Here is a 20245-nt window from a genome sequence, read left to right on the forward strand (position 1 = left end):
TTACCGGAGAAATGAGGTTTACGCGGTTTCTACCGTCGGAAAACTCTTAACCAGTTCGTCCAAAGCTTTGAGCTGGGCCAGGAATGGCTCCAGTTTGTCCAGGCGCAAGGCGCAAGGGCCGTCGCATTTGGCGTTGTCCGGGTCCGGGTGGGCTTCGAGGAACAGGCCCGCCAGGGACTGGCTGATGCCAGCCTTGGCCAGGTCGGTGACCTGGGCGCGACGACCACCAGCGGAATCGGAACGACCGCCAGGCATTTGCAGCGAATGGGTCACGTCGAAGAACACCGGGTATTCGAACTGCTTCATGATGCCGAAGCCGAGCATGTCGACGACCAGGTTGTTGTAGCCGAAGCTCGAACCGCGTTCGCAGAGGATCAACTGATCGTTACCCGCTTCCACGCACTTGCTCAGGATGTGTTTCATCTCGTGCGGCGCGAGGAACTGGGCTTTCTTGATGTTGATCACGGCGCCAGTCTTGGCCATCGCGACCACGAGGTCGGTCTGGCGCGACAGGAAGGCCGGCAGCTGGATGATGTCGCAGACTTCAGCGACGACCGCGGCCTGTTCAGGCTCGTGGACGTCGGTGATGATCGGCACGCCGAAGGCTTGCTTGATGTCCTGGAAAATCCGCATGCCCTCTTCCAGGCCGGGGCCACGGTAAGAGGTCACGGAGGAACGGTTAGCCTTGTCGAAACTGGCCTTGAACACGTAAGGGATACCGAGTTTCTCGGTGACCTTGACGTACTCTTCGCAGACCTGCATCGCCATGTCGCGGCTTTCCAGCACGTTCATGCCACCGAAAAGCACCATTGGCTTGTCGTTGGCAATCTCGATATCGCCTACACGGATGATCTTCTGCGCCATCGGATTTATGCCTTCTTCTGGTGTTGAGTCAACGCTGCCTTGACGAAGCCGGTGAACAACGGGTGACCGTCGCGCGGTGTCGAGGTGAACTCAGGGTGGAATTGGCAAGCGACAAACCAAGGATGATCCGGCGCTTCAACCACTTCAACCAGCGCGCCATCACCGGAGCGACCGGAAATTTTCAGGCCGGCTTCCATGATTTGCGGCAGCAGGTTGTTGTTCACTTCGTAGCGATGACGATGACGCTCGACGATCACGTCTTTGGCGTAGCAATCGTGAACCAGCGAACCCGGCTCCAGCAGGCATTCCTGTGCGCCAAGACGCATGGTGCCGCCCAGATCGGACGCTTCGGTACGGGTTTCGACAGCGCCGGTGGCATCTTCCCACTCGGTGATCAGGCCCACGACCGGGTGACCGCTGGCGCGATCGAACTCGGTGGAGTTGGCATCTTTCCAGCCCAGCACGTTACGAGCGAACTCGATCACGGCCACCTGCATGCCCAGGCAGATACCCAGGTACGGAATCTTGTTTTCACGAGCGAATTGAACGGCGGTGATCTTGCCTTCCACGCCACGCAGACCGAAGCCGCCCGGTACGAGGATCGCGTCGACACCTTCCAGCAGCGCGGTGCCCTGGTTTTCGATGTCTTCGGAATCGATGTAGCGCAGGTTGACCTTGGTGCGGTTGCTGATGCCGGCGTGACTCATCGCTTCGATCAGCGACTTGTAGGCGTCCAGCAGTTCCATGTACTTGCCGACCATGGCGATGGTGACTTCATGCTCAGGGTTGAGCTTGGCGTCCACCACGGCTTCCCACTCGGACAGATCGGCGCCGCCACATTGCAGGCCGAAACGCTCGACGACAAAATCATCCAGGCCTTGCGAATGCAGGATGCCCGGGATCTTGTAGATGGTGTCGGCGTCTTCCAGTGCAATCACCGCACGTTCTTCAACGTTGGTGAACTGGGCGATCTTGCGACGCGACGAGATGTCGATCGGGTGATCGGAGCGGCACACCAGCACGTCAGGTTGCAGACCGATGGAACGCAGTTCCTTGACCGAGTGCTGGGTTGGCTTGGTTTTGGTTTCGCCGGCAGTGGCGATGTATGGCACCAGCGTCAGGTGCATCAGCATCGCGCGCTTGGCGCCGACTTCGAAACGCAATTGACGGATCGCTTCGAGGAACGGTTGCGATTCGATGTCACCCACGGTGCCACCGATCTCGACCATGGCCACGTCGGCATCGCCGGCGCCCTTGATGATCCGGCGCTTGATTTCGTCGGTGATGTGCGGGATCACCTGGATGGTGGCGCCCAGGTAATCACCACGGCGCTCTTTGCGCAGGACGTGTTCGTAGACACGGCCGGTGGTGAAGTTGTTGTTCTGGGTCATGGTCGTGCGGATGAACCGCTCGTAGTGGCCCAAGTCCAGGTCGGTCTCGGCGCCGTCGTGGGTGACGAACACTTCACCGTGCTGGAACGGGCTCATGGTGCCCGGGTCAACGTTGATGTACGGGTCCAGCTTCAGCATGGTGACCTTAAGTCCCCGCGCCTCCAGGATGGCCGCCAATGAAGCCGAGGCAATGCCTTTCCCCAATGAAGAAACAACACCGCCCGTGACGAATATGTAGCGCGTCATGAAAAACCCTAGAAGTCTGCGTTAAAGCGGTCCGAGCCGCCGGGGAAAGCGAAGGAAGGCCGAAGCCCCCGATCACCTGCATTAATCACAGTGCATCTTTCAAAAAAACCGCCGCGTTGGGACAGACCGGGAGATGAAACACCGGTGCGTTGCTCGCTACACATTTTTTGGAATCGCCCAGCAAAGACTGCTTGGTAATCGGCAACTCCTGCAATTCAGGCGAATCCACAGAAGTTGTATCAAGAAGGGAGCGTAGTCTACCGGAAAGCCCCTTTCAGCTCAAACCTTGATCTTCGCTCGGCGGCTGCCAATGTAAATTCCAGCCATCCCGCGCGCTGCCGTTCAATCCCCGCAACCCCGCCACCGCCAGCAATTGCTCGCCGCGATAGAGCAGCGGCAATCTGCCACGGGCAAATGACGGTACACCACTTTCATTAAGCAAACGCTTCAGGTCGCGGTGGCCGCGCTCAGGCAAATTCATGATTTCACCACCTTCACGATAGCGGATATGCAGCGAGCCATCGGGGATCGGGCCGGTCAATGAGAGCAGGCCGTTATCGAGCAACGCCAGCGGCAACGTGGGATCAGCCCAACGCCCGACCACCGGCGGCGTGCGCAACCATGCACCGGACAGCCACCAGATACGCCCGTTCGCGCGATGCAATTCACCGTCCGCCAGTCGCCAGATAGGACGGGCATCGCCGGTGGCATCGCGAAGATCTTGCCAACCCGACCAATGGTCGCTGTCCGGCAACCGCGTCCGGGTCGCCAACCAGTGACTCAAGGCATTGCGCTGACGAGCGGCAGAGAGCTTTTCCAATGACGCCAGCTCCAGGGACGGCAAGCCCAGCCAATCGAAATCATTGCGGTGACCCGCCTCATCCAGATCGATCTGCGCCAACTCATCGAGCAGTCCTTGGGCTTCGCGCAGATGCGCCGCGCTGCGGGCCATGGTCGCCTGCGCCTGCGGCCAACGCTCGGTCAACACCGGGAATACTTGATGCCGCAGGTAATTGCGCGAAAATTGCCGATCCTCATTCGAGGGATCTTCGATCCATCTCAATTGGTGCGCAGCGGCGTACACCTCAAGGTCCGCCCGCGTGACATCCAACAGCGGTCGCAGCAAATGCCCCTGCCCCAATGCCCGCTCACTCGGCATGCCCGACAACCCTCGCACCCCGGCCCCGCGCAACAGTCGAAACAGCAGGGTTTCGGCCTGGTCGTCACGGTGCTGGGCGGTCAGCAGTACTTCATTGGCGTGAGTGCACTTGATGAAGGCGCCATAACGCGCGTCCCGGGCGGCACGCTCAAGGCTGGCGCCTGACTGAACCTTGACGCGGACAACCTCGAGCGGCACACCCAGCGCATCACAGACTGACTGACAATGCGCCGGCCACGCATCAGCAGCAGCCTGAAGACCATGGTGAACATGGACAGCATTGAGCGTTGGCAGGGATTGGGTTTTGGCGAGGTGTGCGAGAAGGTGCAGCAGGACGGTGGAGTCGAGGCCTCCGGAGAAGGCGATGCGCCAAGTGGTGGCGGTGCGCCAAGGCTTGAGGTTCAGCAGAAGCCTGGCAGACAGATCAATCATGGACTGGCTCATATCGATCACTTCACACAAAACAAATGTGGGAGCGGGCTTGCTCGCGAAGGCTGCCTAACATTCAACACACCAGTTGAATGTTATACCGCTTTCGCGAGCAAGCCCGCTCCCACATTGAAGCCGAGGTCAGATCAGAGACCGTAGCTCATCAGTCGATCGTAACGACGCTTGAGCAGCGCTTCGTTGTCGAACTTCTTCAGCATCGCCAGTTGCGAGCTCAGCTCGGCACGGATCGATGCCGCCGCAGCAGCCGGGTCGCGGTGAGCGCCGCCCAAAGGCTCGCCAATTACTTTATCGACGATGCCCAGGCCTTTCAGGCGCTCGGCGGTGATGCCCATGGCTTCAGCGGCATCCGGGGCCTTCTCTGCGGTTTTCCACAGGATCGATGCGCAACCTTCCGGCGAAATCACCGCGTAGGTCGAGTACTGCAGCATGTTCAACTGATCGCAAACACCGATCGCCAATGCACCACCAGAACCGCCTTCACCGATTACGGTGGCGATGATTGGGGTCTTCAGGCGCGCCATTACGCGCAGGTTCCAGGCAATCGCTTCGCTCTGGTTGCGCTCTTCGGCGTCGATACCCGGGTAAGCACCCGGAGTGTCGATGAAGGTCAGGATCGGCATTTTGAAGCGTTCGGCCATTTCCATCAGGCGGCAAGCCTTGCGGTAGCCTTCCGGACGCGGCATGCCGAAGTTGCGGCGAACCTTCTCGCGCACTTCACGGCCTTTCTGGTGACCGATGATCATCACCGGCTGGTCGTCCAGACGGGCAATACCGCCGACGATGGCAGCGTCGTCGGAGAAGTGACGGTCGCCGTGCAGTTCATCGAACTCGGTGAAGATGTGTTCGATGTAGTCCAGGGTATATGGACGTTTCGGGTGACGCGCCAGACGCGCGATCTGCCAGCTGGTCAGCTTGCCGAAGATGTCTTCGGTCAAGGTGCTGCTTTTGTCCTGCAGGCGGGAGATCTCATCGCCGATATTCAGCGAATTGTCATTACCGACCAAGCGCAACTCTTCGATCTTGGCTTGCAGGTCGGCGATCGGCTGTTCGAAATCTAGAAAATTCGGGTTCATAGGCGTCCGTCTTGGGTCGACATCCAAGAGAGCTTGGGCCGGCCGGTTGTCTATTCGCGCCCTACCTTAAGGGAGAGGCGCGTTCAGGTCGAGATTAAAAATTCAGGTCGAGATCAGGGCCATTCAAAGACACCTGACCGTCAACGGTATTGGAGGAAGACGTTGTCTCGCCCGAACTGGTCACGCAGGGCTTGAATCAAGGCATCCGCCGGGTCGATCCGCCAGGTCTCGCCGAACTGCAGCAAGGCCTTCGCATCAGGACTGGTGTACTCCATGGTGATCGGGCACGCGCCACGGTGACGCTTGAACAGCTCACCGAGCCAGCGTAGCTGATCGCCTTTCAAATCCTTGGTGTGCAGCTTCAAGCGCAGGCTTTCGGCCAGGTTGGTGCGCGCATCTTCCATGCTCATCACCCGCTTGACCCGCAGGCGCAAGCCACCGGAGAAGTCATCGTTGCTGACTTCGCCTTCGACCACCACCATCGCGTCAGTCTGCAACAGCGACTGCGCGGAATGGAACGCCTCGGCGAACAGCGACGCTTCGATCCGGCCAGAGCGGTCGTCGAGGGTGATGAAACCCATCTTGTCGCCCTTTTTGTTCTTCATCACCCGCAACGCGATGATCATGCCCGCGACCGTCTGCGTATCCCGCGCCGGTTTCAGGTCGATGATGCGCTGGCGAGCGAAGCGGCGGATCTCGCCTTCGTATTCGTCAATCGGGTGACCGGTCAGGTACAGGCCGAGGGTGTCTTTCTCGCCTTTCAGGCGCTCCTTGAGCGTCAGTTCCTTGGCCTTGCGGTGATTGGCGTAGACATCGGCGTCTTCTTCGACGAACAGACCGCCAAACAGGTCAACGTGACCGCTGTCTTTGGTACGCAGGGTTTGTTCGGCGGCTTTGATCGCCCCTTCCATGGCGTTCAGCAGGACCGCGCGGTTGCGGTCGATGTTGGCCTGATAGGCTTTCTGCTCGTCATGGAAGTAAGGACCGAGACGGTCCAGCGCGCCGCTGCGGATCAAGCCGTCCAGAGTACGTTTGTTGATGCGCTTGAGGTCGACACGGGCGCAGAAGTCGAACAGATCCTTGAACGGACCGGCCTGACGCGCCTCGGTGATAGCTTCGACCGGACCTTCGCCCACACCCTTGATCGCGCCGAGGCCGTAGATAATCCGGCCTTCTTCGTTCACCGTGAACTTGAATTCCGAAGTATTCACATCCGGCGCGTCGAGACGCAGCTTCATGGTGCGAATTTCTTCGATCAAGGTCACGACCTTGTCGGTGTTGTGCATATCCGCCGACAGTACCGCGGCCATGAACGGCGCCGGGTAGTGGGTTTTTAGCCATGCCGTCTGGTAAGACACCAGACCGTAAGCGGCGGAGTGAGACTTGTTGAAGCCGTAACCGGCGAATTTCTCTACCAGGTCGAAAATGTTACCGGCAAGGTCGGCGTCGATATTGTTGGTGGCGCAACCTTCAATGAAACCGCCGCGCTGCTTGGCCATTTCTTCGGGTTTTTTCTTACCCATGGCCCGACGCAGCATGTCCGCACCGCCGAGGGTGTAACCGGCCATGACCTGGGCAATCTGCATCACCTGTTCTTGATACAGGATGATGCCGTAAGTCGGTGCCAATACTGGCTTGAGGCCTTCGTACTGGTAGTCCGAGTGCGGGTACGCCAGTTCGGCGCGACCGTGCTTACGATTAATAAAGTCGTCCACCATGCCCGATTGCAGCGGGCCCGGACGGAACAGGGCCACCAGTGCGATCAAGTCTTCCAGGCAGTCGGGCTTGAGCTTTTTGATCAGCTCCTTCATACCCCGGGACTCGAGCTGGAACACCGCGGTGGTTTCAGCTTTTTGCAACAGCGTGTAAGTCGGTTTGTCGTCCAGCGGGATGAACGCGATGTCCAGCGGCGGCTGATCGACCTTGGCGCGATCACGGTTGATGGTTTTCAGCGCCCAGTCGATGACCGTCAGGGTCCGCAGACCGAGGAAGTCGAACTTCACCAGACCGGCAGCCTCGACGTCATCCTTGTCGAACTGGGTTACCAGGCCATCACCGGCCTCGTCGCAGTAGATCGGCGAGAAGTCAGTCAGTTTGGTTGGCGCGATAACCACACCACCGGCGTGCTTGCCGACGTTACGCACAACACCTTCGAGCTTGCGAGCCATCTCCCAGATTTCCGCAGCTTCTTCATCGACCTTGATGAAGTCGCGCAGGATTTCTTCCTGTTCGTAGGCTTTTTCCAGGGTCATGCCGACTTCGAACGGAATCATCTTCGACAGACGATCCGCCAAACCGTAGGACTTGCCCTGCACCCGCGCCACGTCGCGGACCACAGCCTTGGCGGCCATGGAACCGAAGGTGATGATCTGGCTTACCGCGTTGCGACCGTACTTTTCGGCCACGTATTCAATAACCCGGTCACGACCATCCATGCAGAAGTCGACGTCGAAGTCGGGCATCGATACCCGTTCCGGGTTAAGGAAACGTTCGAACAGCAGGTCATATTCCAGCGGATCAAGGTCGGTGATCTTCTGCACATAGGCCACCAGCGACCCGGCACCCGACCCCCGGCCCGGACCTACCGGCACGCCATTGCTCTTGGCCCACTGGATAAAGTCCATAACGATCAGGAAGTAACCGGGGAAACCCATCTGGATAATGATATCCAGCTCGAAATTCAGCCGGTCGACGTAGACCTGGCGCTTGGCTTCGTAGTCTTCGGTGGTGTCTTTGGGCAGCAGTACGCTCAGGCGATCTTCCAGGCCATCGAAGGACACCTTGCGGAAATACTCGTCGATGGTCATGCCATCGGGGATCGGGAAGTTGGGCAGGAAGTGCTTGCCCAGCTTCACTTCGATATTGCAGCGCTTGGCAATCTCAACGGTGTTTTCCAGCGCCTCGGGAATGTCGCTGAACAGCTCGGCCATTTCCTCGGCGCTTTTGAGGTATTGCTGATCGCTGTAGTTCTTCGAGCGCCGCGGATCGTCGAGGGCGCGGCCTTCACCGATGCAGACGCGGGTTTCGTGGGCTTCGAAGTCTTCCTGCTTGATGAAGCGCACGTCGTTGGTCGCAACCAAAGGCGCGCCGATCTTCTCGGCCAAAGCAACGGCGCCGTGCAATTGTTCTTCGTCATTGGGACGGTTGGTGCGCTGGATTTCCAGATAGAAGCGATCCGGGAACACTGCCATCCATTCACGGGCCAGGGTTTCCGCTTCAGCCGGGTTGCCGCCGAGCATGGCCAGGCCGATCTCGCCCTCTTTTGCCGCCGACAACATGATTAAGCCTTCGCTGGCCTCAGCCACCCACTCGCGCTCGATGATGATCGAACCATTGCGCTGACCATCAATGAAGCCGCGCGAGATCAGCTCGGTGAGGTTGCGATAACCCACGGCGTTCATCGCCAGCAGGCTGATCCGGCTCAACGGGTTGTCCGGATCCTTGTTCGACAGCCACAGGTCGGCGCCGCAGATCGGCTTGATGCCCGCGCCCATGGAGGCTTTATAGAATTTGACCAGGGAACACATGTTGTTCTGGTCAGTGACCGCCACGGCAGGCATGTTCATGCCGACCAGGGTCTTGACCAGCGGTTTGATCCGCACCAGACCGTCGACCAGGGAATATTCAGTGTGCAGGCGTAGGTGAACGAATGAAGCCGGCATAGTGATCCTGCGTTAAGTCATGAAAACAACAAGGCCCGGATTGTACCGGGCCTTGAGTAAAACATCAGCCTTGCGACTAACTCTCGATCAGGTTTTCCCGCGCCTCGTAGGCCAGGCGAACCGGGGCGAACGAGCGTCGGTGAATCGGCGTTGGCCCCAGGCGAGCCAGAGCTTCCAGATGAACGGGGGTCGGGTAGCCTTTGTGGCCGCCGATGCCGTAACCCGGGTAAATCAATTCGAAAGCAGCCATTTCACGGTCGCGACTGACCTTGGCCAGAATTGAGGCCGCAGCGATGGCCGGCACCTTGCCGTCGCCCTGCACCACCGCTTCGGCACGCATGGACAGTTTCGGGCAGCGGTTGCCGTCGATCATCGCCAGTTTGGGCTGAATGTGCAGGCCTTCGATCGCGCGCTGCATGGCCAGCATGGTGGCATGCAGAATGTTCAGCTCGTCGATTTCCTCGACTTCGGCGCGAGCGATATGCCAGCTAAGGGCCTTCTCGCAGATTTCGTCGTAGAGCTTTTCGCGGCGTGCTTCGGTGAGCTTCTTAGAGTCGTTCAAGCCGAGGATCGGCCGATTCGGATCGAGAATCACCGCAGCCGTGACCACGGCGCCGCACAGCGGGCCGCGACCGACTTCATCGACGCCGGCAACCAAGTCTTCCACTTCAGCGACCAAGGTGAAATCCAGCCCCATTTGCATGCTTGTTTTACTCATTGTACTTGGCCGATCAGTTTCAGCACGGCATCCGCCGCCTGGTTGGAGGCGTCCAGACGCAAGGTGCGGTGGATTTCATCGAAGCCGCGGGTCTGTTCTTCACCGCCCTCGATCAACGGCGACAAGGTCTGGGCCAGGGCTTCGACTGTCGCATCGTCCTGCAACAATTCGGGCACCAGCAGCCGTTGGGCCAGCAGATTCGGCAGCGAAACGTAAGGACTTTTCACCATGCGCTTGAGAATCCAGAACGTCAGCGGCGCCAGGCGATAAGCGACGACCATCGGCCGCTTGTACAACAACGCTTCAAGCGTAGCGGTTCCGGAGGCGATCAATACCGCATCGCAGGCCGCCAGGGCCAGATGGGATTTGCCGTCGAGCAAGGTCAGCGGCAGATCGCGGCCAGCCAGCAGCTCTTCGAGCTGGGCCCGGCGTTCGGGGCTGGCGCAGGGCATGACGAACCGCACGCCGGGGCGCAAGGCACGCAGGCGCTGGGCGGTATCGAGGAACAACGCACCGAGGCGCCCTACCTCACCGCCACGGCTGCCCGGCATCAGCGCCACCAGCGGACCATCAGGCAAACCCAACTCGGCCCGCGCCGCAGCGCGATCTGCCTCCAGCGGAATGGCATCGGCCAGGGAGTGCCCGACAAACCTAACCGGCACGCCTTTCTCTTCGTAGAATTTGGCTTCGAACGGGAACAGCGTCAGCATCAGGTCGCAGCCTTCGCGAATCTTCAGCACCCGCTTCTGACGCCAGGCCCATACCGACGGGCTGACGTAATGCACGGTCTTGATCCCGGCCTGACGCAGCTTGAGTTCGATATTGAGGTTGAAGTCCGGGGCATCGATACCGATGAACACGTCCGGCTTCTCGGCGATCAAGTCGGCGATCAGCTTCTTGCGCCGGGCCATCAGCTCACGCAATCGGCCCAGCACTTCCACCAGGCCCATGACCGAGAGCCGTTCCATCGGGAAGTAGGAGGTCAGGCCTTCGGCCTGCATCAGCGGGCCGCCAACGCCAATGAACTCCACCGCCGGATGCTGTGCCTTGAGTGCACGCATCAGACCGGCGCCCAGAATGTCACCGGAAGCCTCACCCGCTACCAGCGCAATACGCAGATTAGCCATGATTAACGGGTGATGCCGCGGGTCGAAGACTGGATGGAGTCACGGAACACTGCGACTTCCGGAAACTGTGCCGAGGGCTCGGCCAGTTCGGCGAGCGCTTGCTCGACCGTCAGCCCCTGGCGATAAACCACCTTGTAGGCGCGGCGCAGGGCGTGAATCGCGTCTTCGCTGAAACCACGACGGCGCATGCCTTCGAAGTTCATGCTGCGGGCTTCGGCAGGGTTACCGAATACCGTAACGTACGCGGGGACGTCCTTGCCAATGGCGGTGCCCATACCGGAAAAGCTGTGGGCGCCGATGTGGCAATACTGGTGAACCAGCGTGAAACCGGACAGGATCGCCCAGTCTTCAACATGCACATGGCCCGCCAACGCGGTGTTGTTGACCAGGATGCAGTGGTTGCCAATAACGCTGTCGTGACCGATGTGGGCATAGGCCATGACCAGGTTGTGATCACCCAGGGTAGTTTCCGAACGGTCCTGCACAGTGCCACGGTGAATCGTCACACCTTCACGGATGATGTTGTGATCACCAATGACCAGGCGGGTTTCTTCGCCTTTGTATTTCAGATCGGGCGTGTCCTCACCTACCGAGGAAAACTGGTAGATACGGTTGTGCTTACCGATTCGGGTCGGGCCCTTGAGAATCACATGCGGCCCAATCACTGTCCCCTCGCCGATTTCCACACCTGCGCCGACGATCGACCAAGGGCCGACTTCGACACCCTCAGCCAGTACGGCCGTCGGATCGATGATTGCGCGAGGGTCAATCAAACTCATAGTTTGCGTTCCGCGCAGATGATTTCAGCGGAGCAGACCGGCTTGCCGTCGACCGAAGCCTGGCATTCGAACTTCCAGATCTGGCGCTTGCAGCTGATGAAGCGGGCTTCGAGGATCAACTGATCGCCTGGGGTGACAGGCTGGCGAAAACGCAGCTTGTCGGAGCCGACGAAGTAGTAAAGCGTGCCGTCGGCAGGCTTCACGTCGAGCATTTTGAAACCAAGGATACCGGCAGCCTGAGCCATCGCTTCGATGATCAGTACGCCCGGCATGATTGGATGCGCAGGGAAGTGACCATTGAAGAACGGTTCGTTGATGCTGACATTCTTGTAGGCGCGAATGCGCTTGCCTTCCACATCCAGTTCCACGACCCGGTCCACCAGCAGGAACGGGTAACGGTGTGGCAGGTATTCGCGAATCTCGTTGATGTCCATCATTTCGGGGGGAAGCCTATGTAAAGATTGGGAGAGCGCGACTGACGCGCACCCCTCTAGCAAATCAAGGAGGCAGTCTAGCGGCTGTGCACACTTGATATGGAAATGGTATCAGCCATCTGATGAAGCATTACCGCCAGGGGTCACTTCCCCTACTCGCTTTTCCAGCTGTCGCAGACGTCGCGCGATATCATCGAGCTGACGGATGCGTGCCGCGCTTTTGCGCCACTCGGCAGCCGGTTGCATGGCTGTACCGGAAGAATAGGAACCGGGCTCGGTAATCGAGTGGGTCACCATGGTCATCCCGGTCAGGAAAACGTTGTCGCAAATCTCGATATGCCCCACCAGCCCTACACCGCCGGCGAGCATGCAGTGCTTGCCGATCTTGGTGCTGCCGGAGATTCCCACGCACGCTGCCATGGCAGTGTGATCACCGACCTGGACGTTGTGAGCGATCTGGATTTGATTGTCGAGCTTCACGCCGTTGCCAAGAACGGTATCGGCCAGGGCGCCACGGTCGATGGCGGTATTCACGCCAATCTCCACATCGTCACCGACCAGCACACCGCCAATCTGGGCGATTTTCTGCCAGACACCCTTCTCGTTGGCGAAACCGAAACCTTCACCACCGAGTACGGCGCCCGACTGAATCACCACGCGTTTGCCAATGCGCACGTCGTGGTACAGCGTGACCCGCGGAGCCAGCCAACCGCCCTCGCCAATCTCGCTACGCGCACCGATGAAGCAATGTGCCCCTACGGTCACGCCCGCCGCAATACGCGCGCCGCTCTCGATCACCACAAAAGCCCCAATGCTCGCCGCCGGGTCCACCACCGCGTCCGCTGCCACTACCGCTGTCGGATGAATACCGGCAGCAGCCTTTGGCTTGGGATCGAAAAGATGGGAAACACGGGCGTAAGCCAGGTACGGATCCGGCACGACCAGCGCATTACCGGCGAAACCTTCAGCGTCAGCGGCCTTGAGTAACAAGGCTGCGGCTTTGCTGTCCGGCAGGTATTTACGGTATTGAGGGTTTGCCAGAAAGCTCAACTGAGCTGGGCCAGCCTCTTGCAAAGTGGCTAGCCCAGTAATTTCTTTCTCCGGGTCGCCACGGAGGGTGGCGCCGAGGAACTCGGCCAATTGGCCGAGCTTTATAGTCGCTGTCATGGATTACTTCAGCTGATTCATGCGCTCGATAACCTGGCGGGTGATGTCGTATTGAGGCTTGACATCAATCACTGCGCCACGCTCGAAGACCAGGTCAAAAGCACCTTTCTTGATGACTTCTTCCACAGCGCTGTCCAGTTTCGGCTTGAGCTGCTTCAGCATTTCACGGTCGGCAACGGCTTTGGCTTCGTTCAGCTCCTTGGACTGGAACTGGAAGTCGCGGGCCTTTTGCTTGAATTCAAGCTCCAGACGCTCGCGCTCGCCTTGTTGCATCTTGTCGCCACCGGCTACCAGACGATCCTGGATACCTTTGGCACTGCTTTCGAGGGTTTTCAGCTTGGTCAGTTGCGGACCGAACTTCTTCTCGGCATCCACGGCGTACTTCTTGGCCGCGTCGGATTCCAGCAAAGCCATCTGATAGTTCAGAACGGCGATTTTCATGTCGGCAAAAGCCGGGCCTGCTACCAGTACGGTCGCCAGGAGAACCAATTGAGTCAACTTACGCACGATGCACTCCTACAAAATCCATTGTCGTTATCTTGGGTCAGACGCTTAGAACGTCTGGCCGAGGGAGAATTGGAACACTTGAGTTTCAGCGTCATCCGGTTTCTTGATCGGCATGGCCAACGCGAAGCTCAGAGGGCCCAGTGCGGTAACCCAGGTCACGCCTACACCGACGGAGCTGGCCATGTTGGTCAGGCTGATGTCGTTGCACTTTGTTTGAGAGCTCGAGCCAACAGTGGCGTTCGTCGTTTTCTGGCACGTGGAATCAAATACGTTACCCACATCCCAGAATACCGAAGTGCGCAGGGAACGCTGATCCTTGACGAATGGCAGCGGGAACAGCACCTCGACACCACCCTGGATCAGGACGTTACCACCGAACGGCAGCGGATCCTGGTCCGGGTCGGCCAGCGTACCGGCGTTGCCTGTTATACCTTGACCACGACTAGGCGTACTGCGTGGACCCAAGGTACTGTCCTTGAAGCCGCGAACCGAGTTGAAACCACCAGCATAGTAGTTTTCATAGAACGGCAAGCCGTCGGTCGAACCATAACCATCGCCATAACCCAATTCGGTGTGCAGACGCATGGTGTAGTTTTCGCTCAATGGCTGGAACAACTGGCCACGGTAGTCGAGCTTGAAGAACGACAGGTCGCTGCCCGGGGTCGTGGTTTCCAGCGTCAGGCTCTGGGAATGACCACGGGTAGCGAGCACGCCTTTGTTCAAGGTGGACTCGGACCAACCGGCCGACGCCTTGAAGTTCAGGTAGCTGTCGCCTTCCTTGTTAACGAAGTCGAAAATCTCGTCGACGGTGTATACGCCCGTCTTGATCTTGTCTTGTTGCGCTGTCAGGCCGAAGGTCAGGCGCGACGTCTCGCTGATCGGATAGCCGACGCTGACGCCAGCACCCAGGCTGTCTACCGCATAGCTTGCTACGTCGACGTCGAGGTCTTTGTAGTCAGTAGTGCGATAGAAAGCGTTGTAACCCAGGCTCACACCGTCAGCAGTCCAGTACGGGTCGACATAACCGAAGTTATAACGGCTCTGGTATTCGCTTCGGGTCAGACCGATGCTGACCCTGTTACCGGTACCCAGGAAGTTGTTCTGGGTGATCGAACCACCGAGGATCAGACCGGCACTCTGGGCGAAACCGACACTGGCGGTAATCGAACCGGAGGCTTGCTCTTCAACGCTGTAGTTCACGTCAACCTGGTCATCCACGCCCGGAACGGCCGGGGTCTCGACGTTGACTTCCTTGAAGAAGCCCAGACGATCAAGACGGGTCTTGGATTGGTCGATCAGGTAAGTCGAAGCCCAACCACCTTCCATCTGACGCATTTCACGACGCAGCACTTCGTCTTCGGACTTGGTGTTGCCACGGAAGTTGATACGGTTCACGTAGGCACGCTTGCCCGGATCGACTGCGAAAGTGATGTCTACGGTGTGATCGTCATCGTGAGGCTGAGGCACGCCGTTGACGTTGGCGAAGGTGTAACCCTCGTTACCGAGACGACGGGTGATCAGTTCGGAAGTCGTGGTCATCAGCTTGCGCGAGAATACCTGGCCTTTCTGAACCAGCAGCAGGGACTTGACCTGGTCTTCAGGCACTTTCAGGTCGCCGCTGAGCTTCACGTCACGAACGGTGTACTTCTCGCCTTCGTTGACGTTGACCGTGATGTAGACGTGTTTCTTGTCCGGGGTGATGGACACCTGGGTCGAAGCGATATCCATGTTGATATAGCCGCGATCCAGATAGTAGGAGCGCAGACGCTCCAGGTCACCGGAGAGTTTCTCACGAGCATACTTGTCATCGTTCTTGAAGAACGACAGCCAGTTGGTGGTCTTGAGTTCGAACAGGTCGATCAGGTCGTCATCAGGGAAGACGGTGTTACCCACCACGTTGATGTGCTGGATAGCAGCAACGGTGCCTTCGTTGATGTTGACCTTCAACGCAACGCGGTTACGCGGCTGCGCCACCACTTCGGTGTCGACGGTCGCCGAGTAGCGACCCTGAGCGACGTACTGGCGCTGCAGTTCGTTACGCACACCTTCAAGGGTGGCGCGCTGGAAGATCTCGCCTTCGGAGAGACCGGATTGCTTGAGGCCCTTCATCAGGTCTTCAGTGGAGATGGCCTTGTTACCTTCGATCTCGATACTGGCGACCGACGGACGCTCGACTACCGTGATAACGAGGACATTGCCTTCGCGACCCAGCTGGATATCTTGAAAGAACCCGGTTTTGAACAACGCACGAGTGGATTCCACCAGGCGACGATCATCCGCCTGTTCACCGACGTTCAACGGCAAGGCACCAAAGACACTACCCGCGGAGACCCGCTGGAGGCCATTGACGCGAATATCAGAGATAGTGAAGGACTCGGCGTGAACTTCGGCGATCATCAATACGGTGAGAACCGCAGTTAGCAGCAGACGTTTCATGAAGTCCTTTCTTATTCCAACTGGCAATAAACAAACTGCCGCAAAATGCGGCAGATTCGCAATTCAGCGAAGCGTTACAGTCGACCCAGATCATTGACCAGAGCAAGCAACATCACCCCGACCACCAAACTGATACCGATCTGTATCCCCCAACCCTGCACCCGATCTGACAAGGGACGACCACGCGCCCACTCGATCAGATAAAACAACAAATGCCCCCCATCCAGTACAGGAATGGGCAACAAATTCAGAACTCCCAAGCTAATACTCAGATAAGCAAGGAAATTCAGGAAATCAGCGACACCCGACTGGGCAGAAGCGCCCGCCACTTTAGCAATGGTTATCGGTCCACTCAAGTTTTTTACCGAGAGCTCGCCGAACAACATTTTCTTGAGCGAATCGAGGGTCAGTACACTCATGGTCCAGGTGCGTCGGGCACCCTCCCCAATCGCGGCTATCGGACCGTAGCTGACCTCGCGAATCATCTCTGGTGGCCAATCGACTGCTTTCACCCCGGCACCCAGGTAACCTGTAGGTGCTTTGCTGCCACCACGAGCCGCCAGCGTCACTGGGACGTCGATTTGAGCACCATCGCGCTCGACGCGCAGCATGATTTTGGTATCCGGATGCATACGCACGGTATCGACGACTTGCTGCCAGTCATCCAGCGCCTTGCCATCAAGGGCCAACAACCGGTCACCGGTCTTCAGGCCCGCAGCTTGTGCCGGCCCTTTCGAATCAAGTTCCGCGAGGATCGGCGGCAATGCCGGACGCCACGGACGAATACCCAGCGAGCGGATAGGATCTGGTTCATCGGCACCTTTAAGCCAGTGATCCAGCGCCAGCTCACGAGGCGAATCTGCTGTAGAGCCCTGTTCGCGCACCAACAACTGCAAGGTACCGCTCTCACCCAGGCGACGGACCAGTTGCAGGTTTACCGCCGACCAGCCGGAAGTCGGCTCGCCGTCAATGGCAACGATTTCCTGATTGGCGCTCAACCCGGCCTTGGCCGCGATGCTGCCCGACTCCACGGCACCGATGACAGGACGTATCTGTTCGCTGCCGAGCATGGCCAGCACCCAGAAAAACACCATCGCCAACAGAAAGTTGGCGATTGGGCCGGCAGCGACGATGGCGATCCGTTGGCGCACGGATTTACGATTGAAGGATTGATCGATCTGGTCGGCCGGCACTTCGCCTTCGCGCTCATCGAGCATCTTAACGTAGCCGCCCAACGGAATGGCGGCCAGCACGAACTCGGTGCCTTGCTTGTCGTGCCAGCGCAGCAACGGCATGCCAAAGCCCACGGAGAAACGCAGCACTTTGACCCCACAGCGACGCGCGACCCAAAAGTGGCCGAACTCGTGGAAGGTGACCAGCACGCCCAGGGCTACCAGGGTGCCGACAATCATATAGAGCGCGCTCATCTACTTTCTCCGCAATCCTATCCAGTGCTGCATTGGGCCAACGTACTGCAGCACTTATTGCCCGTGACGACTCAACCACTGTTCAGCCAGCACACGCGCCTTGGCGTCTGCAGTGAACACCGCCTCGAGATCATTCACCGCAACCACAGGCTCAAGATTCAAGACTTCCTCGATGATACTCGCGATTTCCGGGTAACGAACCCGTCCGTCGAGAAACGCGGCGACTGCCACTTCATTTGCCGCATTCAGCATGGCCGGCGCACTGTTACCGGCCTCTGCCGCTTGTCGAGCCAGGCGCAGACACGGGAAACGCTCCTCATCGGGCGCCTGGAAATCCAGACGGGCGATGGCAAACAGATCCAGCGGGGCAACCCCCGAGTCGATGCGCTCCGGCCAGGCCAAGGCGTTGGCAATCGGCGTTCGCATGTCCGGATTACCCAACTGCGCAAGCACCGAACCGTCGATATAGTCCACCAGCGAGTGGATGACACTCTGCGGGTGAATCACCACTTCGACCTGGGATGGCTTGGCATCGAACAACCAGCAGGCCTCGATCAGCTCGAGGCCTTTATTCATCATGCTGGCCGAATCGACCGAAATCTTGCGCCCCATGGACCAGTTCGGGTGAGCACACGCTTGATCGGGGGTAACATGCGCCAATTCCGCCATCGGAGTCTGCCGGAAAGGGCCACCAGAGGCTGTCAGTAAAATCCGACGCACACCGACCGCACCCAGTCCGCGAGCGAAATCGTTGGGCATGCACTGGAAAATCGCGTTGTGCTCGCTGTCGATCGGCAGCAACACCGAACCGCTTTTGCGCACTGCCTGCATGAACAACGCGCCAGACATCACCAGCGCTTCCTTGTTGGCCAGCAGGATCTTCTTGCCGGCCTCGACCGCCGCCAGGGTCGGGCGCAAGCCCGCCGCACCGACGATGGCCGCCATGACTGCATCGACTTCAGAGTCGGCGGCGACCTGACACAGGCCCTCCTCCCCCACCAGCACGCGAGTCGAGAGGCCCGCAGCGCGCAAGTCGTCCTGCAGGACACGGGCAGCCACGACCTCAGGCACGACCGCAAACCGCGGCGTATGCCGGACGCACAAAGCCAGCAACTCACTCAACCGAGTGAAACCGCTCAATGCATAAACCTGATAGCGCTCGGGATGACGGGCAATGACATCGAGAGTACTCAGGCCAATCGAGCCCGTCGCCCCCAAAACGGTAATCTGTTGTGGGCGGCTCACGGTGCAGCCATCCACAACAACACCGCGAAGATCGGGATCGCTGCCGTCAGGCTGTCGATGCGATCCAGCACACCGCCGTGACCGGGCAGCAGATTGCTGCTGTCCTTGATCCCTGACTGACGCTTGAACATGCTTTCGGTGAGGTCGCCCACCACCGAAATGAACACGATCAATGCGGCGCCAACCAGACCTTTAAGCAGCTCTGCCACGGTCCAGTCGCGAACCAGGCCGACCACCAGCGTGATCACCAGGCTCAACGCCAGGCCACCATAGACGCCTTCCCAGCTCTTGCCCGGGCTGACTTGCGGCGCCAACTTGCGCTTGCCGAACTTGCGACCGGAGAAGTAAGCACCAATGTCAGCGCCCCAGACCAGCACCATGACGGCCATGATCAACCAGTTACCCAAGGGCTCCTGCTTGATCTGGACCAGACCTTGCCAGGCCGGCAGCAGGATCAACAGGCCGATAACCAGTTTGCAGGCGGCACTGGACCAGTGTTCGCTGGAGCGCGGATAGGTCAGCACCAGGTAAGTCGCGACACCCCACCAGAGCACCGAGGCGCCCAGCACCCAAGGCGCGAGCCCGGGAAGGATGTGCATGACAAACAGCATCAGCGCGACCACAGCCGCGTAGGCCACGCGAGCCGGCTGGGCGGTGAAACCCGCCAGGCGAGCCCACTCCCATGCACCCAAGGTCACGACCAGCCCGATGAACAGCGCAAAACCGGAGCCTTCGAGCAGGAAAAACCCGCACAAGGCGATCGGCAGCAGGATCAGTGCAGTGATGATTCGTTGTTTAAGCATTAAACCCGGGCTCCAGACTCGACCTGCTCGCTCGTTTTACCGAAGCGGCGCTGACGAGAAGCGAAATCGGCCAGCGCGGTGCGCATGGCGTCGTGTTTGAAGTCCGGCCAGAACAGGTCGGAGAAATACAGCTCGGTGTAAGCCAGCTGCCAGAGCAGGAAATTGCTGATGCGGTGTTCACCGCCGGTACGAATGCACAAGTCCGGCAACGGCAGGTCGCCGGTCACCAGACAGGTTTGCAGTAGTTCCGGGGTGATGTCTTCCGGGCGCAGATGCCCGGCCTGAACTTCCCGAGCCAGACGCTGTGCAGCTTGCGCGATATCCCACTGACCGCCGTAGTTGGCGGCGATCTGCAGGATAAAGCGATTGGCGCCGGCGGTAATCGCCTCGGCTTCGCGCATGGCTGCTTGAAGCTCAGGGTGAAAACGCGAACGGTCGCCAATGATGCGCAGGCTGATGTTGTTGTCGTTCAGGCGCTTGGCCTCGCGACGCAGCGCCTTGAAGAACAGGTCCATCAAGGCGCTGACCTCATCGGCCGGACGCTGCCAGTTCTCACTGGAGAAGGCGAACAGGGTCAGCACCTCGACCTTGGCCTCAGCGCACACTTCAATCACCGCACGAACTGCATCCACACCCGCTTTATGCCCGGCGACACCCGGCATAAAGCGTTTTTTCGCCCAGCGATTGTTACCATCCATGATGATCGCGACATGGCGCGGCACCGCGGACGGCGCAGTCTGCTTGGTCTTTTCCATGA

16 protein-coding genes are annotated in these 20245 nt (G+C 59.0%); all 16 read right to left on the reverse strand.

Going from position 1 to position 20245, the window contains the following annotated elements; translation table 11 throughout:
• Nucleotides 1–18 precede the first annotated feature (18 nt).
• The 16 genes from kdsA to uppS all read right to left on the reverse strand — a co-directional run bounded on the left by kdsA (nucleotide 19) and on the right by uppS (nucleotide 20243).
• Nucleotides 19–864 (reverse strand): 3-deoxy-8-phosphooctulonate synthase, encoded by an 846-nt coding sequence (kdsA, locus tag NK667_RS21535; RefSeq protein ID WP_054047163.1) that lies wholly within the window; start codon nucleotides 862–864, stop codon nucleotides 19–21.
• Between the two features lie 5 nt (nucleotides 865–869).
• Nucleotides 870–2501 carry a CTP synthase gene (locus NK667_RS21540; protein ID WP_054047165.1) on the reverse strand — a complete coding sequence of 544 codons (1632 nt, stop codon included), beginning with the start codon at nucleotides 2499–2501 and terminating at the stop codon, nucleotides 870–872.
• Nucleotides 2502–2775: 274 nt separating this feature from the next.
• Nucleotides 2776–4104 (reverse strand): tRNA lysidine(34) synthetase TilS, encoded by a 1329-nt coding sequence (tilS, locus tag NK667_RS21545; protein ID WP_054616003.1) that lies wholly within the window; start codon nucleotides 4102–4104, stop codon nucleotides 2776–2778.
• A gap of 131 nt (nucleotides 4105–4235) precedes the next feature.
• The gene (locus NK667_RS21550) at nucleotides 4236–5183 is read right to left on the reverse strand and encodes an acetyl-CoA carboxylase carboxyltransferase subunit alpha (protein ID WP_054047168.1); all 948 of its coding nucleotides are present in this window, start codon (nucleotides 5181–5183) and stop codon (nucleotides 4236–4238) included.
• Nucleotides 5184–5323: 140 nt separating this feature from the next.
• Nucleotides 5324–8845: a DNA polymerase III subunit alpha gene (gene dnaE, locus NK667_RS21555; RefSeq protein ID WP_054047170.1), complete on the reverse strand. Its 3522-nt coding sequence runs from the start codon at nucleotides 8843–8845 to the stop codon at nucleotides 5324–5326.
• Nucleotides 8846–8921: 76 nt separating this feature from the next.
• Nucleotides 8922–9548, reverse strand: coding sequence for a ribonuclease HII (rnhB, locus tag NK667_RS21560; RefSeq protein WP_054047172.1), 627 nt, complete (start codon nucleotides 9546–9548; stop codon nucleotides 8922–8924).
• Nucleotides 9549–9559: 11 nt separating this feature from the next.
• Nucleotides 9560–10690 carry a lipid-A-disaccharide synthase gene (gene lpxB, locus NK667_RS21565; RefSeq protein WP_054616004.1) on the reverse strand — a complete coding sequence of 377 codons (1131 nt, stop codon included), beginning with the start codon at nucleotides 10688–10690 and terminating at the stop codon, nucleotides 9560–9562.
• Between the two features lie 2 nt (nucleotides 10691–10692).
• A complete protein-coding gene (gene lpxA, locus NK667_RS21570) occupies nucleotides 10693–11469 on the reverse strand; it encodes an acyl-ACP--UDP-N-acetylglucosamine O-acyltransferase (protein ID WP_054047176.1) in 777 nt (258 codons plus the stop codon).
• Nucleotides 11466–11906, reverse strand: a complete 441-nt coding sequence (fabZ, locus tag NK667_RS21575) for a 3-hydroxyacyl-ACP dehydratase FabZ (protein WP_017336708.1) — start codon at nucleotides 11904–11906, stop codon at nucleotides 11466–11468. Before fabZ ends, lpxA begins: the two co-directional genes overlap by 4 nt.
• Before the next feature lie 108 nt (nucleotides 11907–12014).
• Nucleotides 12015–13070 (reverse strand): UDP-3-O-(3-hydroxymyristoyl)glucosamine N-acyltransferase, encoded by a 1056-nt coding sequence (gene lpxD, locus NK667_RS21580; RefSeq protein WP_054047178.1) that lies wholly within the window; start codon nucleotides 13068–13070, stop codon nucleotides 12015–12017.
• Between the two features lie 3 nt (nucleotides 13071–13073).
• Nucleotides 13074–13577 carry an OmpH/Skp family outer membrane protein gene (locus tag NK667_RS21585; RefSeq protein ID WP_054047181.1) on the reverse strand — a complete coding sequence of 168 codons (504 nt, stop codon included), beginning with the start codon at nucleotides 13575–13577 and terminating at the stop codon, nucleotides 13074–13076.
• 45 nt (nucleotides 13578–13622) lie between these two features.
• Entirely contained in the window at nucleotides 13623–16013 is a 2391-nt protein-coding gene (gene bamA, locus NK667_RS21590) for an outer membrane protein assembly factor BamA (protein ID WP_054047183.1), read from the reverse strand.
• Between the two features lie 74 nt (nucleotides 16014–16087).
• Nucleotides 16088–17440 (reverse strand): sigma E protease regulator RseP, encoded by a 1353-nt coding sequence (gene rseP / locus NK667_RS21595; protein ID WP_054616005.1) that lies wholly within the window; start codon nucleotides 17438–17440, stop codon nucleotides 16088–16090.
• 54 nt (nucleotides 17441–17494) lie between these two features.
• The gene (gene ispC, locus NK667_RS21600; RefSeq protein WP_054616006.1) at nucleotides 17495–18685 is read right to left on the reverse strand and encodes a 1-deoxy-D-xylulose-5-phosphate reductoisomerase; all 1191 of its coding nucleotides are present in this window, start codon (nucleotides 18683–18685) and stop codon (nucleotides 17495–17497) included.
• Nucleotides 18682–19488, reverse strand: coding sequence for a phosphatidate cytidylyltransferase (locus NK667_RS21605; RefSeq protein ID WP_054616007.1), 807 nt, complete (start codon nucleotides 19486–19488; stop codon nucleotides 18682–18684). Before NK667_RS21605 ends, ispC begins: the two co-directional genes overlap by 4 nt.
• Nucleotides 19488–20243 carry a polyprenyl diphosphate synthase gene (gene uppS / locus NK667_RS21610; protein WP_054047192.1) on the reverse strand — a complete coding sequence of 252 codons (756 nt, stop codon included), beginning with the start codon at nucleotides 20241–20243 and terminating at the stop codon, nucleotides 19488–19490. The genes NK667_RS21605 and uppS overlap by 1 nt, the downstream gene beginning before the upstream one ends.
• Nucleotides 20244–20245 lie beyond the last annotated feature (2 nt).

Origin of the sequence: Pseudomonas nunensis, assembly GCF_024296925.1 — a bacterium.
In the GTDB taxonomy this organism is placed as follows: domain Bacteria; phylum Pseudomonadota; class Gammaproteobacteria; order Pseudomonadales; family Pseudomonadaceae; genus Aquipseudomonas; species Aquipseudomonas nunensis.

Coding starts and splice junctions, on each gene's coding strand:
- uppS (WP_054047192.1), bottom strand. CDS start 20,243: ATGGAAAAGACCAAGCAGACTGCGCCGTCCGCGGTGCCGCGCCATGTC.
- NK667_RS21605 (WP_054616007.1), bottom strand. CDS start 19,488: ATGCTTAAACAACGAATCATCACTGCACTGATCCTGCTGCCGATCGCC.
- lpxB (WP_054616004.1), bottom strand. CDS start 10,690: ATGGCTAATCTGCGTATTGCGCTGGTAGCGGGTGAGGCTTCCGGTGAC.
- tilS (WP_054616003.1), bottom strand. CDS start 4,104: ATGAGCCAGTCCATGATTGATCTGTCTGCCAGGCTTCTGCTGAACCTC.
- fabZ (WP_017336708.1), bottom strand. CDS start 11,906: ATGATGGACATCAACGAGATTCGCGAATACCTGCCACACCGTTACCCG.
- dnaE (WP_054047170.1), bottom strand. CDS start 8,845: ATGCCGGCTTCATTCGTTCACCTACGCCTGCACACTGAATATTCCCTG.
- bamA (WP_054047183.1), bottom strand. CDS start 16,013: ATGAAACGTCTGCTGCTAACTGCGGTTCTCACCGTATTGATGATCGCC.
- NK667_RS21550 (WP_054047168.1), bottom strand. CDS start 5,183: ATGAACCCGAATTTTCTAGATTTCGAACAGCCGATCGCCGACCTGCAA.
- rnhB (WP_054047172.1), bottom strand. CDS start 9,548: ATGCAAATGGGGCTGGATTTCACCTTGGTCGCTGAAGTGGAAGACTTG.
- NK667_RS21540 (WP_054047165.1), bottom strand. CDS start 2,501: ATGACGCGCTACATATTCGTCACGGGCGGTGTTGTTTCTTCATTGGGG.
- lpxD (WP_054047178.1), bottom strand. CDS start 13,070: ATGACAGCGACTATAAAGCTCGGCCAATTGGCCGAGTTCCTCGGCGCC.
- kdsA (WP_054047163.1), bottom strand. CDS start 864: ATGGCGCAGAAGATCATCCGTGTAGGCGATATCGAGATTGCCAACGAC.
- lpxA (WP_054047176.1), bottom strand. CDS start 11,469: ATGAGTTTGATTGACCCTCGCGCAATCATCGATCCGACGGCCGTACTG.
- rseP (WP_054616005.1), bottom strand. CDS start 17,440: ATGAGCGCGCTCTATATGATTGTCGGCACCCTGGTAGCCCTGGGCGTG.